Origin of the sequence: Paucisalibacillus globulus DSM 18846 (genome assembly GCF_000482485.1) — a bacterium.
GTDB classification, from domain to species: Bacteria; Bacillota; Bacilli; order Bacillales; family Amphibacillaceae; genus Ornithinibacillus; species Ornithinibacillus globulus.
Window position 1 is genome coordinate 12,903 of sequence record NZ_AXVK01000034.1, and the last position, 18,259, is coordinate 31,161.

Here is an 18,259-nt window from a genome sequence, read left to right on the forward strand (position 1 = left end):
CATTGCTTTTATTTTGTTGAGTTTCTTTCTACAAGACGATGTGGTAATACGACTTTATTTTCTTCCACTTCTTCTTTATTCATATATTTAGTAAGTAAGCGCATTGCAACCGCACCAATGTCATAGGTTGGTTGAACAACGGTCGATAAAGTTGGTCGGACCATTGTAGCTAATTTGGTATTATCAAATCCAAATACTTCTATATCTTCAGGAACTTTATATCCCAAATCCTGAGCACCGTGGATAGCACCTAGTGCAATTGCATCTGAAGCTGTAAAGATTGCAGTTGGCTTATCCGGTAAATTCATCAATTTTTCAACCGTCTCTATTCCGGATTCGTAAGTGTAATCACCAGTTAGAATATAATCTTCCACTATAGTAAGATTAGCCTCTTTCATAGCTCGCAAATAACCCTGATACTTTAATTGATTAATCGTGTACGCTTCTTTACCAGAAATAAACGCAACTTTTTTGTTCCCTTTTTCAATTAAATAATTGGTTGCTTCATATGCTGCTTCTTCGTAATCGATATTAACAGAAGGGATTGAGTCTGTATCATCAAATGTTGCTGCTAATACTACAGGTACAGAAGCTGTTGAGAATTGTTGAACATGTTCTTCTGAAATATTTCCCCCCATAAAGATAATACCGTCCACTTGTTTTTCTAGCATCGTATTAATTAATTGTATCTCTTTATCTTTATTTTGATCCGAGTTACTTAAAATGATATTGTACTTATACATAGTTGCAATATCTTCAATTCCTCTAGCTAATTCAGCAAAGAAGATACTAGAAATATCGGGAATAATTGCACCGACAGTGGTTGTTTTTTTACTTGCTAGTCCACGTGCAACCGCATTTGGTCGATATCCTAACCTTTCAATCGTTGCTAATACCTTTTTTCTTGTTGTTGGCTTTACATTGGGGTTTCCGTTAACCACCCGTGAAACTGTTGCCATGGATACATTTGCTTCTCTTGCTACATCATATATTGTTATTGTCATTGAATATACCTCCTAATTCCGTACTAATAGACAACTTTCTACTAATTATCATACTCTAGTGTGAAAAAAAACACAAAAATTATCTTTGGTAATCATTGGCACATTTAGGTTACTGCCAGCATAGTTCTAGGGTTATTAAATATGCTCTACATAATAATGAAAAATGCCTCTCCTTGAATACCTAAAAACTAAAGGATTTGACTTCTTGTCAAACCCTTAGTTTATTGTTACGTTGTATTTGGAAATTTCTTTTAAGAAGTTTTCAAACATCGGGATGTCCATCTGTTGAGCAGAGTCGGACAGTGCTACTGCTGGGTCTGGGTGAACCTCTGCCATAACACCATCTGCTCCAATGGCAAGGGCAGCTTTCGCCATTGGGATTAATAAGTCTCTTCTACCAGTTGAGTGGGTAACATCAACCATTACTGGTAAGTGTGTTTCTTGCTTTAATATCGGAACAGCTGAAATATCAAGTGTATTTCTCGTCGCTGTTTCGTACGTACGAATTCCTCGTTCACATAGAATGATTTTACCATTCCCACGGGAAATAATATACTCTGCTGCATTTATAAACTCAGAAATTGTAGCTGATAAGCCACGTTTCAATAATACTGGTTTATCAACTTCTCCTGCTGCTTTCAATAATTCAAAGTTTTGCATGTTTCTTGCGCCAATTTGAATGACATCGACATAATCAAGTGCAGTTTCTATATGTGCGGGATTTACTATCTCACTAATAACAGCTAAATCAAATTCATCGGCTACACGCTTCAATATTTTTAAGCCTTCAATACCTAATCCCTGAAAGTCATAAGGAGATGTTCTTGGCTTAAATGCTCCACCACGAAATAGCTTAATTCCATTCCTTTTAACAGCCTGGGCAACTTCTCGTACTTGTTCATAACTTTCCACAGCACATGGTCCCATAACGAAATGGGTTTTACCGTCGCCTACCTTTTCCCCTTTAATGTCAATCACCGTATTCTCCGGTTTTCTTTTACGCGAAACCAATAACTCTTTACGATGATCCTCCTCTATTAATTCCAGGCTGGCTTTAAATATTTCTTTGAATATATGTTCAATTGTAGAATTATCAAAAGGACCATTATTATGTTGAATTAATTGATCTAACATTTCTCGCTCTCTGACAGGATCAAAACGCTTAATTCCCTGTTTATTTTTAATTTGACCAATCTGTTTCACAATAGCTGCTCGCAAATTCACAAGTTCAAGTATTTGCAAATTAACATCATCTAATCTATTTCGTAATTCGTCTAAATCATTAATCATAGCTATAAAGCCTCCTAAAAGGAAAAAACACATTTTTTTCTACACAATGTGACATAATTATAGCTAAAAATTTTCTCTTTGTCATCTAACAGTTTATAATGAAAATAGAGATTTTCGGAAATTATGTTCTTAGAAATAAAGAATATACTGAAATACCTTTTGAATTATAGGGGGATTTACATAATGAAGGATGACCATATATTTGCTTTAGATATCGGGACCCGCTCTGTAACAGGAGTAATTCTGAAAAAAGACGATTCAACGTATACACTTATAGACTATTGTGTAAAAGAACATCGAGTAAGATCTATGGTAGACGGACAAATACATCATGTTGAAGAAGTAGCTAAGGTTATTAAGGATGTTAAAGAAACACTAGAAACCTCTCACGGTCCACTACATAAAGTTTGTGTTGCTGCAGCAGGGAGATCATTAAAAACGATTACCTCTTCTGCAAAAGTGGAGCTCAATCATAAACCAGTTACAGAATACGAAACCATTAAACATTTAGAATTAAGTGCGGTACATGCAGCACAACTTAAATTAGCTTCAGAGGATTCAGTCAAAAACTTTTCGAATTATTACTGTGTTGGATATTCTGTTCTTCATTATAAAATTGATAATGATAAGATTGGTTCTTTAATTGATCAAAGTGGACAAATTGCTTCTGTAGATATTATTGCAACCTTTTTACCAAAGGTAGTAGTTGAATCACTATTATCAGCACTGACCCGCTCAAATTTAGAAATGGATGCCTTAACATTAGAACCAATCGCAGCTATTCAAGTTCTTATTCCTGAATCTATGAGACGATTAAACGTTGCTTTAGTGGATATAGGTGCCGGGACGAGTGATATTGCTCTTACTAACTCTGGAACTGTAGTTGCATATGGCATGGTACCAATTGCAGGGGATGAAATAACAGAGGCAGTTAGTGACCATTATTTATTAGATTTTCCATTAGCTGAACAAACTAAGGTTCAAATAGTTAAAAATGGGCAGGCAACTGTACAAGATATTTTAGGTTTTGATTCCACTATTACTTATCAGGACTTAGTTAACGATATTAATGAAAATATTGATAAATTAGCTACTTCTATTGCCGAGGAAATACTACGATTAAATGGTTCACAGCCAAAAGCAGTTATGCTTATCGGTGGTGGTAGTCAAACACCGGATTTCACTACTAGATTGGCTAGTAAATTACAATTACCCACTAATCGAGTTGCCATACGTGATATAGAGGCAATTCAAATATTAAATCAAACAGATAATTTACCAAAAGGACCCGACTTCGTTACACCGATTGGTATTGCTATTGCTGCCAAACAAAATCCAATACATTATATTTCCATAAGAGTAAATGAAAAAACAATTCGGATGTTTGAAATGAAACAGCTAACGATTGGTGATTGTCTCGTACAGGCTGGTATTGAAATAAATAAATTATATGGAAAACCAGGTATTGCATCTATTATTTCGTTAAATGGTAAATCAATAACCTTACCTGGTGAACTTGGTCAGGCTCCAACTATTCTTTTAAATAAAGAAAAATCTTCTGTTGATTCCATTGTGCAAAATGGGGTTGAAATTGAAATTATTAAAGGGAATGATGGAAAACAGCCAAACGTAACACTTTTAGATCTTTTAGGAGATGTACCATCGATTCAAATACAATTTAACCATCAACAATATGAGTTAAAACCCATCTATAATGTTAATAATATGATTAAAGACCAGGATTACCTCATTCAAGATCGAGATGTCATAGAAGTACGTACTCCTAAGACAGTAAAAGACTTCTTTACATTTGTTAGCTCAGAAAAACAACCAGACAATAAAGAATTTGTATTATACGTTAATAATCAGAAAGTTAATCTAAGTTTGGCGGAAACCCAAATTGTTGTTAATGGAAATCCAGTTCCAATGGATTACAAATTAAAACAACATGATCATTTACAACTGATCCCTAGACAGATTCCTAATGTTAAACTTTTATTGAATCAATTGAATAAAGAACTTCATCAACAAATTCGAGTAGTTTTTAACCAGGAATCGATTATTATGAATCAGCCGCAACTTATTGTAAAAAATGGAAAAACTGTTTTAAGTGAAGACGACCGTATTTATCCAGATGATATGATAACTATAGAGGATAAAGTCATTGAACCGATCATATTCCAAGATATCTTCCGCTATATTGACCTTGATTTAACAAATGCAAGTGGTAACTTTACCTTGATGAAAAACAATCAACCTACCACCTTCTATGAACAGATTTCAGATGGTGATAATTTAGCCATTATATGGGAGAAAAAATAATGCTATAATTGGACCCTATACTAATTACAAAAACTAAAATAGGATGTCGTATGAGAACTCTCTTTACGACATCCTTTTCATTATTTATTTTCATCTATAATAGTTTCTTCTATTGCAACCTCTTCTACGGTTACATCCTCGCCATTATTATCTTTAGCTTTCATATCTTGAATTTTTGATTGCACATTAGATGTAATCTCTTGTGTCTTTTGTTTAAGTTCTGAACCTTTTTCAGTAGCTAATTCTTTCCACTCTTGCCCTTTTGCTTGAGCAATATCTTTCCATTCAAGGCCCTTGGACTGTGCAATATCTTTCCACTCCGTTGCACGCTCACGTACTTGAACAGCGCCTTGATTTATATCCCCTCTTAATTCCTTACCAGACTTAGGAGCAAGTAATAATGCTAAACCTGCACCTACTGCTGCACCAATAACTGTTCCAACGATAAAATCTTTTCCGCTATTATTTTCTGCCATGGTTGGTTCCTCCTTTTATTTTCTCTTTTTTATTAAATCAAATAGTGCAGCTCCCCATGTAACTGCTTGTGATGCCTTGTCCTGATTTTCTGAAGCTGCCCTAGAGACACTAGATGAAAATTGCTTTAATGTTTGGTTAAAGTCTTGTACGGTTTCTCCAATTCCTTTAACACCATCAAATAGACCGTCTAATTTGGCTGTTTTTTTATTTACATCTTCAGCAAGATCATTTGTTTTGCGAAGTAATTCTGTTGTTTCTGTTGTAATTCCTTGCATTTGTTTTTCTAAGCTTTCCAATGTGTTTGCAACATTGTCCAGTGTTCTAGTTGAAGCCTTTAGAGTTTTTGCTAAGTAAATGACCAGCACCGCAAAAGCAACTGCAGCAATTATTGCAGCAATGTAGCCTAATATTTCCATAATCGTAAACATTCCTTTCTTTCTAATTAAATTTTGCCAAATTTAGGGTGCTTGTACATTTTCATATTCCCTATTTTTTCGACAAATAAACATAAGTTATTATTGACACATTCTTTATTAGTATATCTCCATTATAGGCTTTTCTATCATAAAATTCGAATGATATGTAGTATTTTTTTCCAAACCATGAATTTCATACTTCATATAACTTAGTACTTCATTTACTATATTAAATATCATTAAACTCTAAAAAAACTCGTATTTGCTGTAACAAGCGAATACGAGTTTCCTAATAAACGTTAATAGCTATATCGTATGAAGAATATCTTCATAGGCTTTTTGGAATTTCTGGATATCCCCTGCCCCCATAAAGATTAGTACACTATCTTCATATTTCCTTAATTCTCCGACCCCTTCTAATTCAAGTATGGAACTATTCGGAATCAACTTTTGTAAATCCTGAATGGTTAACTGTCCACTATCTTCCCTAGCAGAACCAAAAATTTCACATAAATACACAGAATCAGCTGGACTTAAACTATCCGCAAATTCTTGTAAGAATGTTTTTGTTCGTGTAAATGTATGTGGCTGGAAAATAGCGATTACTTCTTTATTTGGATATTTCTTTCTTGCAGATTCAATAGTTGCTGTTATTTCTCTTGGATGATGTGCATAATCATCGATAATAATTTGGTCATTAACCTTCTTTTCCGTAAAACGACGTTTAACACCTTTAAACGTACCAAAGTTTTTTATTGCTTCTGCTTCCATACCTTCATATTGGCAAATAGCAATTACTGACAAAGCATTTAATACATGATGGTTTCCATACATTGGAATAGTAAATGTATCGTAATACGTGTTACGAACAAACACGTCAAATTCTGTTCCATACTCCGTTTCCTTCACATTCTGAGCTTGGAAATCGTTTGATGGTAAGAATCCGTAATAAACAACCGGTACTTTAGCTTGGATTTGCTGAAGCTTTTCATCATCACCACATGCAATAATACCTTTTTTTACTTTTTCTGCCATCGATTGAAATGCATCAAATACATCATTAATACTTGAAAAATAATCTGGATGGTCAAAATCAATATTGGTCATAATTGCATAATCTGGTTCATAACTTAGGAAATGTCTTCGGTACTCACAAGCTTCAAACACAAAATAATTACTATCGACATGTCCTTTTCCTGTTCCATCTCCAATTAAATAGGAAATTGGATAAACAGAATTTAAAACATGTGCAAGTAATCCAGTTGTTGATGTTTTACCATGTGCCCCGGTTACTGCAATACTAGTGTATTGCTTCAACCATTCACCAAGGAATTCATGGTAACGATAAAATGGTAATCCTTTTCTTTTTGCTTCTTGGATTTCCTCATGCTCATCAGAAAACGCATTTCCTGCAATAATAGTTAATCCATCTGTTATATTTTCTTTTGCGAATGGATAAATTGGTATATTTTTTGCTTCAAGGGCATCCTGAGTAAAAAATCTCTTTTCCACATCAGATCCTTGAACCTTTTCTCCAGAATCACGAAGAATTTGCGCTAACGCACTCATACCAGTACCCTTAATACCAATAAAATGGTAAGTTATCATAAAAAAGAACCTCCAACTATATGTGTAAGAAAACACTTTGGTGTGCATCTATTCTAACACCATCATAAAGTGAAACATCAATTAAGCAATGGGGATTTTCATTTCCCCACCAAAATAATGGTACAAAGGCGTAACGCCATTGTGACCTTCTTCTTGTAGGACCGATTGAATCAGGTCTTTACAAAGCGAATACTAACTTAATAACATTAAGTAATTATAACAAAACTTATATCGTATTAAAATAGTAATTTGGTTGTATCCTAAAACATTAATAGATATGATGTAATTCTCGAAATTCTACTTTTTCCAATCTTGGATTTGGTCGATATCGACGCCCATCTTTTGCTTCAGGCGAACCATTTAACATGACATTATCACCCGTAAATCCAATATCAAGCTTTAATAAACTTCTACCTATTCCATACGTGTTAACAGGAACACCTAAAGATTCAAAGTGACGTATTTTTTCTTCAGTAAATCCACCAGTTGCCACAATTTCAACATGGTTAAATCCATTATCATCAAGAGCTTTTCGTAATGCAAATACTAGCTCTGGATTTACTCCTCTAGGATCAAATGAACCCATTACATGATAATTTCTAAGAAAATATTTATCAACAAGTGTATTAGAAGTATCTAAACGAACACCTTTCAGTTTATCTCCAAATACACGTGCAACTTTTAATGAGTCTGTGATAACATCATTATTATAATCAACTAGAGCCACTAAATCATCTTCAGGATAAACCTCATGATATGCCTTTGTAGCTGCTACAACGTCACCTTTAAACATTTGAATCATAGCATGTGGCATAGTACCCATACCTTCTTTTCCCCACCATTCATTCATGGCATGGGTTGCTTGGGCAGTCGACCCACCTATAAAGGCAGCATATCCATCTCCAGCTTGTGTTGTATAATGATCATCACGATCCCCCATGAAAATTACAGGCTTTTGTTTTCCAGACGTTCTCGCCGCTTTTACAACATTATATACATTAGTTGCTACGGATGTTCTTCTTGCCAAAATACCATCTATTATACCCTCTAAATAGCCAAACTGCTGATATTTCCCAGAAATAGTTAATACTGTTTCAAACGGGCTAATCTTGTCTCCGTCTTTAAGGGAATGGATTTCTAAAGACGCTGGATCTTCAGCGAATGTATGGATAAGTGCAATTGCCTCATCTGTTCCACAAAGTACAGCATCTTTCTTCTGAAAGAACTGCATAGTAACATGATTATTTGGAACCTTTTTCTCAACAATTTCTTTTGTCTTTAAAAAATATACAGCTGAAAACCAACCTTCCTTAATACGTTCATCAAATTTAAACGTATGATTAGTTAGGCGGTCTATTTCTCCATTTAGCTTTTGTTCGATTTCTTTCATAATAGTCTCCTTAATATCATTTCCTTTATTATCATATATCCAGGTAAATATTTTAACAAGTAATCTAGATTACTATATTAAGACAATATCTCGTCTATTTCTACTTTTGTTAGTAAAACATCTCTTGGCTTACTACCATTCTGTCCCGAAATAATTCCTCTTTCTTCTAGCGTGTCCATTAATCTTGCTGCTCGATTATACCCAATCTTAAAATGGCGCTGCAGTAAAGATGTGCTTGCACTATCTTGTTCAAAAACAAATTCAATTGCCTCCGTAAGCAGTTCATCTTCTTCCTCATCTGCAACGAATTGCTTTAATAATGACTCTTGTTCAAATAAGTAATTCGGTTCAGCAATGGAACGCACATAGCTTGTCACACGCTCAATTTCTTCATCAGAGACAAATGGGCCTTGTAAACGGACTGTTTTTCCTGCTCCGTTTTCTACAAACAACATATCACCTTTACCTAAAAGCTTTTCAGCACCACCTGTATCAATGATTGTTCTAGAATCGATCTGAGAAGATACACTAAAGGCAATTCTAGTAGGTATGTTCGCTTTAATTAATCCTGTTAATACATCTACAGAAGGGCGTTGGGTTGCAAGTAAAAGATGGATTCCACACGCCCTTGCTTTTTGGGCAATTCTACTAATCGCATCCTCAACATCCTGTGGTGAAATCATCATTAAATCTGCTAATTCATCAATAACTATTACGATGAATGGCATTTTTTCATTCATCCGATTTTGATCCAGGACTCTTTGGTTATACCGTTCTATATCCCGGACTCCTTCTTGTACAAACTTTTCATAGCGTTCTTCCATTTCATTAACAGCCCATTTTAATGCAGCAGTTGCAGCTTTTACATCCGTTATTACTGGTGAGACTAAATGCGGAATTCCATTATATGGTGCAAGTTCAACCATCTTTGGATCAATTAGCATGAATTTCACATCATCATGATGGGATTTATAAATTAAACTTAACAATATTGTATTGATACAAACACTCTTACCAGACCCTGTCGCCCCTGCAATTAATCCATGTGGCATCTTTTGAATATTAGTTACAACTGGTGTGCCTTCAATATTCAAACCTAAGGCAATTGTTAATTGTGATTTACTATCCGAAAATGAATCAGTATCTAGAATTTCCTGAAGACTGACCATTTGTGAGGATGGATTAGGAACTTCAATACCAATTGTATTTTTGCCAGGGATAGGTGCCTCAATACGAATATCACTGGCAGACATGTTTAATTTTAAATCGTCACTCAGATTCTTTACTTTGCTAACCTTTACACCTAACTCTGGATGAACCTCAAATCTTGTAACAGCCGGCCCCTGTGTTGCATTAACAACTCGTGCACGAACATGGAAATGCTTTAATGTCTGTTCAAGTAAATCTTGTTGCTCCAAAATCCACTGGTCATTCAAATTACTCTTCATTATTGGATCATTTAACAAATGTAATGGTATCATGTTTTCTTCCGCTTCATTCGTTGAATACTGATTAACTTTATTAGTATGATCCTGCTGTACAGTATGATTTTGCTTCGTTACTATTTGCACATTTTGTTTCAATTCAGCCTGGTCATTAGACTTCCTTTGATTTTTAAATTGCGTTCCACTTTGTTTTTGTAATACTTTCCGTTTATCTTCTGGCGTCATTAAGACATTATATGGGACACTAGTTTGTTTCTTATAATCAGGTTGTGTTCTTTCTTTTGTGGAATCTTTTTGAACTTGTTGCGAATGTGATATAGGTCGATCTATTCCCTCCATAATTTCTGGTTTATCTACGTTTTCAGAAGGTAGTTCATCACGATTAAGTTGTTCTTTTACGAGTTTGCTAGTGTCCACAGCCAAATTTGAATTATCGACTGCTTTATTCTGTTCAACAACTGGTTCCAAACTTTCTTGACTGTTAACTTTTTGGTTTCGAATATATGTAGGTACAGAATAAACTTCTTTTTGCTGCTTTCTACTTTTAAAACCATAGATTGGTGATGGTACATCAGTTCTTTCAAATGGCTTTTTAGTAGTAGAGGTGGAGGTTGATTCAACTTGAATACGCTCCTGCTCACTCGGTTGTTTTGGACTTGATCGTAAACTATTATGATTGTTTTGTTGTATAGGGTTATTCAATCTATTTCCTTTACGAAGATAAGCCGGTGTTTCAATATCAACTTTTGGTCTATTATTCTTACGGGTTTGATCTGGAAATTGTGGAATATGATAAGAATCACTTTTAGGATATTGATAGACCATTCTTGTTTTTAAGTCTGGATGCAAGTCTTGTAAAGGCTGATGTTCATAGATGTCTTCTTCTACTTCTATCTCTACTTCCTTCCAAATAAAGTTTTCAATTTTTTTCTTCCAGTTATCCCACATGTTATTCACTCTTTCTTGTTTCTTTTCTAACCAATATTTTTAATACGTTAGCTGGTCTCGAATAAACCTAGCTTTTACTTTCGAGTACAGTGGAAAGTAATCGCAGTCCCTAAGAATGCTATTTTAGTGTTTCAATGCACATAGAATAAACGTCCTCCGTTTACAATGAGTCTTCTATGCGTATTCGGTTCACTCAGCCTGTCTATATAGAATGATTCATAAATTAAATCTAGATAAATAAAGAATCAACTTCATATCTTCTATCGAGAAACTAAAAAGCAATCTAGTATTAAAACCCTAGATTGCTTTCTATTATACAGTAAAAACTTGTCCAACTGAATAGGAATCGTCTAGGACGTAAATTCCTTTTTCTTCTGGTGCATTTGGCATGGCTAGTTCTTTTTGGGAACAGATCATTCCGTTGGATGGAACTCCTCTTAGTTCAGTCGGCTTAATCCGGAGCCCACTTGGCATAGTTGCCCCCACTTTAGCAACTACAACCTTTTGTCCTTTACCTACATTGGGTGCTCCACAAACGATTTGCAATACCTCATCACCAACATCTACTTTACATACACTTAGCTTATCCGCATTTTCATGTTGGTCTTTTTCTAAAACATATCCAACAACAAATTTTGGACTTAAATCAAAGTCTAGTGAGTCCTGAATATTATTGGTTTCAAATACTTGTTTAATGGAATCCAGTAATTCACTAGTTAACTGAATTTTCCCAGTTTGATATAGTTCAATATGTTTCGATGCATTTAAGATATTATATCCTAAAACTTCTTGTCTATTGTTCACAATTCTTGTTACAGGGCCAATCGTTTTATGACTTACATTATAACGGTCCTCTTCATCTTTCAAAGGAATAATTAATACATCACCAATTCCAATTGGGTTATAGAATACATCCATTACATTCACTCTTTTCTATTTTAATTTTCTGGTTTATTCTTCGCTAAAATAAAAATAGGGATTAATTTCTTTTCTTCATATATAAAAGGCAATGCCGTAATCGGTATTCTACCTTCCGTGAAGAACTTCATCGTCATTTGTGCCAATATATCGTATCCTGACTTATTTTGAATATCAGCCATAATTAATACATCCTGATGTGGTACTGCAACCGCTAATTCACCTTTGCTTTTTCCTTTTATCTCTTCCAATAATGCATCATTTAAAATACGGCTTGCATCATATCCATCTTGCTTTGCGAAGAAATAAAAGTCATTCTCGGCAACCGTATCTATTCTAAAATCATTTTCTAGTGATCTGATATTGAAGGACGCAATCTCATCAATTCGTTGTGTAGACCACCCGTCTGTTTCAAGCATTTCCTCATCCACTAATCGATATGACTTCCCTAAATCTAAAGCATAAAATATTCTTGTTTCAGCGGTATGATCTTTAAATACTAGATTTACACCCGACTTTGCCTTAGTTGGAAATGAAGTGGACCGGATCACAGGAAAGATGTTTTTTTCCATTCCTTTTAATCGCTGGGTCTCATTCATTATTTTCAATGATTCTTTTATATGTTCAACCAGTTCATCAATTGCTTGATCACCATGTTGATTATATTTACCAATTACACTTGGCAGCTTTATACTTACTCCCTGCTTTGAATTGTTTAACTCAACTCGAAATGTATCGTCCTCTCGATTATAGCTTGTATTTAGGTTTGAATCTGACAGCCTGTCTTCTAATACTTTTTTCATTTTAAGACTAGTCATTTTCATTATAGAAAGCCTCCTGTCTATCAGCAATAACGTTTAAAAAGTAATGCCTCTTCTATGATATCCATGATTAGTGTTACGTTCAACTATTTCACTTTTCCATGTAACAAACAGGGATTATGTTTTCCAACTAAAAATAAAAATAGCTAGCAACAATTTCGTGCTAGCTTTCTGTTTAGTGGACAATGGATAAAGCTATATTCATAAGATTCTCTGCATCATTAATTGCTTCACTCTTAGTTGAAATTGTTGTTACTTTTACTCCACCAACTCCAATTTGAATTTCAAATTTCCCTTCTGTATCAACAGGTAGTATACGAACATAACCAAATTTATTATCATCCTCAAAGGATTCAAATAAAACTGCTTCTTCCGTTTTTGCTGCTTCATAATTTAATTTACTAAGATTATCCTCTAATGAATTGTAAAATATAATTATCGTCTTATTGTCAATTTCTAAAATTGCATTGAAATTATCGACTTCTTCCACTTCCATCTTTTCTGGTAGGAAAAATGAAAAATGTTCGCCTTCGTAATTATCCTTTGGAATATCAACATTATAGAAAGTATCATTGGCAATATTTTCCACTTGCTCAATAACAGATTCTTCTGATTGATAACTATAAATGCTTAATACAATAATAAATATTACTAACAATGCACTTACAATATAGGTTTGTTTTGGCATAGCTTTCTTTTCCTCCTACTATAGACCTATAGAATACTTCTTTTATAATACTACTAATTCATGATATTTTAAAGCAAGAGCCAAATAGCTTTAATTTATAAACTTTATTCGATACTATTAAATTAGCAAAAATATGGAAGGAGGTAAAATATAATGGAGTTTATTGTTTATTTAGCAGGACAAATTCATGATAATTGGCGGGAAGAGGTTATAAGTAAGGCAAGAGAGAAGAATTTACCTTTAAAGTTTGTTGGCCCACAAACCAATCATGATCGTTCCGATGATATTGGTGAAGCAATATTAGGAGAGCAACCTGGCAAATTTTATAAAGATGATGCCGCATCAAATATAAATAACTTTAGAACGCAAGTATTAATGCAAAAGGCAGATATTGTGATTGCCCTTTTTGGTGATAAGTATAAACAATGGAATACAGCAATGGATGCATCGACAGCAATAGCATTAAATAAACCAACGATTATTATTCGACCTGAAAATCTAATTCATCCATTAAAAGAGCTCTCAAATAAAGCAAATGTAACTGTTGAAACAGTTGAGCAAGCTATGGAAGTATTAGCCTATATCTATGAGTAATAGGCTACGCGATAACAGACCCCCAATAACATACTTCTCATGTTGGGGGTCTGTTTTTAATGAGTTAGCAATAGCTTTGCATCAGACTCTATTTCCTATTTCCCCAATACTCCCATTGTCCTTTAAGAAGTAATACAACTTGTGCGAACATTTCTTTTCTAGATAGCAGACTATTAGTAAAAACTCCTATAGCACCCTCTTTTTGGGATATACCTGATTTTTTGGCGTAGGAATCCATAATTACTCCTAACTCAACTCCTTTTGTTAATTCAATTTCAAATTCCTTTGGCAATAATACTCTTGCTCCACTTGCAGTATAAGTTTCGCCATCTGGTAAAACCAACGCTCCCCAATTGCACAAGTATAATTGTTCTCCAACATACATGACTCCACCTTCTAGACCAATACCTATAACATTTTCTTCTGATTCGGCGCATTGTCTTGCCCGGTTAATTGCTCCTGTTATTGTTTCCTGGTCAGAGAAAGGCTGCGGAGAAACATGGGAATCAACTTCGATCCCAACAATTATATCATCTGGAAAAACATCTTGAACTGCATTTACTTTTGTTGGATTTTTAGAACCTACAATGATTTTCATAGCGAATCTCCTTAACGTACATAGTCAACTCTATTTTAATGAGCCCTAGTTAAAATGTAACATCCAGCGATATGTTAGCATACTGTTTTTGCATACAATATAATTTTAAATTCACCGTTTGTTATAGACTGTGTGGTAACTAATAATTTTTGGTAGCGCATCGTACCCGCTCCGGGAATAGCACGTGTCCGAAGACCCCATAGTGGTGGTCTTTCCGCGAGGAGGCTGAGGCCGTGCCCGTGGAAAGCGTAGTATTCTCCCGGAGCGGTAGCATAGCACTTTACCCACTCTCTTCTCATTAAAGTGAGGAAAGTTGAAATTAGTTACCGTACAGTTTCTATCTAATAAGCAATAAAAATACAAAAGAAAATTCCGAACTAATGCAAATTCTACATAAAAGAATTTTAATTTTAGTTCGGATTTCTTTTTAACTATAATGCTTTTATTCCAAGCTTGTTCTTTATCGTTTACGGATAACGTCAACTGCATTCTGGTCAGTTGATTTCACTAATTTAACTAAAAGTTCTTTTGCAGCTGCATAGTCATCTACATGAATAATTGATGATGAAGTATGAATATATCTTGAGCAAATTCCAATTACTGCTGAAGGTACGCCATTACCAGAAAGGTGAACACTACCAGCGTCTGTTCCACCTTGTGAGATGAAGTATTGATATGGAATGTTATGGGACTCAGCAGTATCTAAAACAAAATCTCTCATCCCATGATGGGTAATCATAGAACGGTCAAAAATACGCAACAACGCACCTTTTCCTAGATGTCCAAATTCATTTTCACCACCAGTCATATCATTTGCAGGTGAAGCATCTAATGCATAGAAAATATCTGGATTAATCATATTCGCTGCAACCTTAGCCCCCCTAAGACCTACCTCTTCCTGAACAGTAGCCCCAGAGAACAATTGGTTCGGCAACGTTTCGTTTTGTAATTCTTTCAGTAACTCAATGGATAGACCACAGCCATAGCGATTATCCCAAGCTTTTGCTAAGATTTTTTTGCTGTTAGCCATTGGTGTAAACTCACAGACAGGCACAATGGTTTGACCGGGCTTAATACCAATTTTTTCAGCATCTTCCTTATCATCGGCACCGATATCAATTAACATATTCTTAATGTCCATTGGTTTATTACGTTGTTCTTCTGTTAGATTATGCGGAGGAATAGAGCTAATCACACCAATAATCGGACCATTATCGGTCATTACTTGTACTCTTTGCGCAAGTAAAACTTGACTCCACCAGCCTCCAAGTGTTTGAAATCGGATTAACCCTTGTTTCGTAATCTGTGTAACCATAAATCCTACTTCATCCATATGTCCTGCAACCATTACACGAGGGCCAGAACCTTTTTTCACACCGAAGATGCCACCAAGATTATCTTGGATAATCTCATCAGAGTATTTTTCAAGTTCACCTTTCATAAATGCCCGAACTGGATGTTCATTCCCAGGAGCACCTTGTAATTCCGTTAAGGTTTTAAACAACTTTAATGTTTCCTGATTCATTTTAACCCTCCATTACTATGTAAATTACTACTTTAGTATAACGAAAGGTCACAATTGTTTCCACAATTCTTGCATATCATAATTATATTTTCTATTTTAGTGAATTTGCGGTATACTAAAAAATAGAATTACATATGAGTGGATTGAAAAGAATTGATGCATGGGGTGATGGTATGAGTTGGAAAAAAGCCGTTGTAGCTGCTGGATTAGGATTTGCAGCTGGTTATGTAGCAAAACAGCAGATTGAACACTATCAAAAAATAACACCTGAAAAAGCATTAAAAAATGCAAAAGAAACATTTAAAAAGCATGGGCCAATCAGTGGTTCTTGGATTTATATGAAACCTGAAACAATTGATAAGAATGGATTACAGTATAATGCTTACCGTGGCGGGGTAACTCGTAGTATTGATGGTCAGAATAAGCAATTTGAATTTTATGCTGATACGGAAACTGGAGCTGTTATTGATGTAGTGGAGTCTGTATAGTAAGAAACTTTTAGCCTGGGTATTATTCCAGGCTATTTCTTTTTTTCGGCTAATAATTTATGTTCGAATAAATCCACCTTCAGAATTTATAATTTGCCCTGTTATCCACTCTGCCTCTTCACTTGCTAGAAAAGCAACTAATTTTGCTACATCTTCTGGTAATCCAATACGCCCCATCGGAAACTTAGGTAAAAGATGCTTCCTTATTTCATCGTTCATCCATGTAGAATCTGTTGGACCAGGATTTACAGCATTTACTGTTATTCCGAGTATTGCTAGTTCTTGTGATAATGATCTAGTAAACGCTGAAATAGCACCTTTAGTAGCTACATAGGCTAACTCACCAGGCATTGGACCTAAATCCTGTCCTGATGTCATATTTATGATTCTTCCAAACTTCAAATTACTTTTTTCAAAACGGCGAGCAAATTCAACACAAAGTAGAAAATTTGACCTCATATTGACTGTGTAATGGTCATCTAGTTGTTGAGCGTTAAACTCTAAATAACCACCACTTGTTGAATGTGCGGCATTATTAACCAAAATCGATGGCATCCCTAATTTATCTGAAACAACATCAAGAATTTTAAAGGCAGCATTTAATTCTGATAGATTAACTTCCATACCTTCACACTGAACACCCATAGCAATAATCTCTTGATAAAAACTATCTATCCATTCTTTTTTAGAATTCCAGTGAGTAAAGAATATATTTATTCCCTCTGATGCTAGCTTTCTACAGATTGCCGTGCCAATATCTTTCGGACTACTTGTACCTGTTATAATTGCTATCTTCTTTCGAGAAAAATCCATTGACATTCCCCCGTTCTATTTATATTCATATTGCTTCCTTTTAATCACATCAATCTGCTCAGCATTCTCATTAAACTTGATCGCACGATAATACGCATCGTGATAGAATGTATACCATGCATTCTTCTCATAACCATACGCCATCCACTTCTCTTTTTGATGCACAGATGTGACTGGATAGTCATCGTAAGCCATTGCCCATAATTTATTTTGATGAGCATGTGTCGGCATGATATCAGCCATATGGATAAAAGAATTTCTATCATCTTCAAAAATAATAATTGCATGACCGTCACTATGTCCACTTGTATGGATCATTTTGAGCCCCGGGACAATTTCAATTTGTTCATCAAACGGTTTCACCTGTTTCACTACCGGTTTCCAATTCATTTCCCAATAGGTATTTACAGAACGGATATTTGGATTTCTCATTTCATTCCACTCAACTTCAGATGTATATATCACCGCATTTTTAAATACCGATTCTAAGCCAGCTTCTGATTTCCTTGTAAGTCCACACGCATGATCAAAATGTAAATGTGTCATAAGAATAATATCAATATCATCCGTTGTTAGATTCAGCCTTCTTAAAGAATCATCAATTGATGATTCTTCCAATACACCAAAATTTTTCATTTGTTTATCCGTTAATTTTCCATTCCCAATTCCAGAATCTATCAACATGTTTTTTCCATCAATTTGGAGTAATATCGGATCTGTTCTTAATTCAATTTGATTTTTATCATTAGATGGATATTTTTTTGCCCATAATGCTTTTGGAACAACACCAAACATTGCTCCACCATCTAAAAAGTTTACTCCCCCATTTAACCAAGTTAGTGTGGCACGACCTACTTGTAGTATCTCCATCCTTCATTCCCCTTTCAACCTACATAATTAGAATACTATGTAGG

Annotated in this window: 17 protein-coding genes; 3 read left to right on the top strand and 14 right to left on the bottom strand. The window is 34.8% G+C overall.

The window, feature by feature from the left end; translation table 11 throughout:
• Window positions 1-8: 8 nt before the first annotated feature.
• Window positions 9-1,004, bottom strand: coding sequence for a catabolite control protein A (gene ccpA / locus K332_RS0111080; protein ID WP_026907507.1), 996 nt, complete (start codon window positions 1,002-1,004; stop codon window positions 9-11).
• A gap of 216 nt (window positions 1,005-1,220) precedes the next feature.
• Complete coding sequence (locus K332_RS0111085) at window positions 1,221-2,294, bottom strand: bifunctional 3-deoxy-7-phosphoheptulonate synthase/chorismate mutase (RefSeq protein WP_026907508.1); 1,074 nt, start codon at window positions 2,292-2,294, stop codon at window positions 1,221-1,223.
• A gap of 183 nt (window positions 2,295-2,477) precedes the next feature.
• Between K332_RS0111085 and K332_RS0111090 the strand changes: the two genes are divergently transcribed.
• Window positions 2,478-4,616, top strand: a complete 2,139-nt coding sequence (locus K332_RS0111090) for a cell division protein FtsA (RefSeq protein WP_026907509.1) — start codon at window positions 2,478-2,480, stop codon at window positions 4,614-4,616.
• Between the two features lie 80 nt (window positions 4,617-4,696).
• Here K332_RS0111090 and K332_RS22385 read toward each other — a convergent pair whose 3' ends face one another.
• From K332_RS22385 to K332_RS0111130, 8 genes are all read right to left on the bottom strand, one after another.
• Window positions 4,697-5,092, bottom strand: coding sequence for a YtxH domain-containing protein (locus tag K332_RS22385; protein WP_051359432.1), 396 nt, complete (start codon window positions 5,090-5,092; stop codon window positions 4,697-4,699).
• A 15-nt stretch (window positions 5,093-5,107) separates the two neighbouring features.
• On the bottom strand, window positions 5,108-5,509 hold the full coding sequence (locus K332_RS0111100; RefSeq protein ID WP_026907510.1) for a DUF948 domain-containing protein: 402 nt from the start codon (window positions 5,507-5,509) through the stop codon (window positions 5,108-5,110).
• Window positions 5,510-5,815: 306 nt separating this feature from the next.
• Window positions 5,816-7,117, bottom strand: coding sequence for a UDP-N-acetylmuramate--L-alanine ligase (gene murC, locus K332_RS0111105; RefSeq protein ID WP_026907511.1), 1,302 nt, complete (start codon window positions 7,115-7,117; stop codon window positions 5,816-5,818).
• Window positions 7,118-7,385: 268 nt separating this feature from the next.
• Window positions 7,386-8,507 carry a nicotinate phosphoribosyltransferase gene (locus K332_RS0111110; RefSeq protein WP_026907512.1) on the bottom strand — a complete coding sequence of 374 codons (1,122 nt, stop codon included), beginning with the start codon at window positions 8,505-8,507 and terminating at the stop codon, window positions 7,386-7,388.
• Between the two features lie 77 nt (window positions 8,508-8,584).
• Window positions 8,585-10,900, bottom strand: coding sequence for a DNA translocase FtsK (locus K332_RS0111115; RefSeq protein ID WP_026907513.1), 2,316 nt, complete (start codon window positions 10,898-10,900; stop codon window positions 8,585-8,587).
• A 312-nt stretch (window positions 10,901-11,212) separates the two neighbouring features.
• On the bottom strand, window positions 11,213-11,818 hold the full coding sequence (gene ytpR / locus K332_RS0111120) for a YtpR family tRNA-binding protein (RefSeq protein ID WP_026907514.1): 606 nt from the start codon (window positions 11,816-11,818) through the stop codon (window positions 11,213-11,215).
• Between the two features lie 20 nt (window positions 11,819-11,838).
• On the bottom strand, window positions 11,839-12,642 hold the full coding sequence (locus K332_RS0111125; RefSeq protein ID WP_026907515.1) for a DUF1444 domain-containing protein: 804 nt from the start codon (window positions 12,640-12,642) through the stop codon (window positions 11,839-11,841).
• 172 nt (window positions 12,643-12,814) lie between these two features.
• On the bottom strand, window positions 12,815-13,327 hold the full coding sequence (locus tag K332_RS0111130) for a hypothetical protein (RefSeq protein ID WP_026907516.1): 513 nt from the start codon (window positions 13,325-13,327) through the stop codon (window positions 12,815-12,817).
• A 153-nt stretch (window positions 13,328-13,480) separates the two neighbouring features.
• On the opposite strand from K332_RS0111130, the gene K332_RS0111135 reads away from it, so the two are divergent.
• Window positions 13,481-13,921: a YtoQ family protein gene (locus K332_RS0111135; RefSeq protein ID WP_026907517.1), complete on the top strand. Its 441-nt coding sequence runs from the start codon at window positions 13,481-13,483 to the stop codon at window positions 13,919-13,921.
• Between the two features lie 88 nt (window positions 13,922-14,009).
• On the opposite strand, the gene K332_RS0111140 is transcribed toward K332_RS0111135, so the two are convergent.
• Window positions 14,010-14,519, bottom strand: coding sequence for a DUF84 family protein (locus K332_RS0111140; RefSeq protein ID WP_026907518.1), 510 nt, complete (start codon window positions 14,517-14,519; stop codon window positions 14,010-14,012).
• A gap of 460 nt (window positions 14,520-14,979) precedes the next feature.
• Entirely contained in the window at window positions 14,980-16,044 is a 1,065-nt protein-coding gene (locus tag K332_RS0111145) for a M42 family metallopeptidase (RefSeq protein WP_026907519.1), read from the bottom strand.
• 173 nt (window positions 16,045-16,217) lie between these two features.
• Here K332_RS0111145 and K332_RS0111150 point away from each other — a divergent pair, with 173 nt between their 5' ends.
• Window positions 16,218-16,532 carry a PepSY domain-containing protein gene (locus K332_RS0111150; protein WP_026907520.1) on the top strand — a complete coding sequence of 105 codons (315 nt, stop codon included), beginning with the start codon at window positions 16,218-16,220 and terminating at the stop codon, window positions 16,530-16,532.
• 57 nt (window positions 16,533-16,589) lie between these two features.
• Here the strand turns inward: K332_RS0111150 and K332_RS0111155 are convergent, their stop codons facing one another.
• On the bottom strand, window positions 16,590-17,345 hold the full coding sequence (locus tag K332_RS0111155; protein WP_026907521.1) for an SDR family oxidoreductase: 756 nt from the start codon (window positions 17,343-17,345) through the stop codon (window positions 16,590-16,592).
• 15 nt (window positions 17,346-17,360) lie between these two features.
• A complete protein-coding gene (locus K332_RS0111160) occupies window positions 17,361-18,215 on the bottom strand; it encodes a YtnP family quorum-quenching lactonase (RefSeq protein ID WP_026907522.1) in 855 nt (284 codons plus the stop codon).
• Window positions 18,216-18,259: the final 44 nt, after the last annotated feature.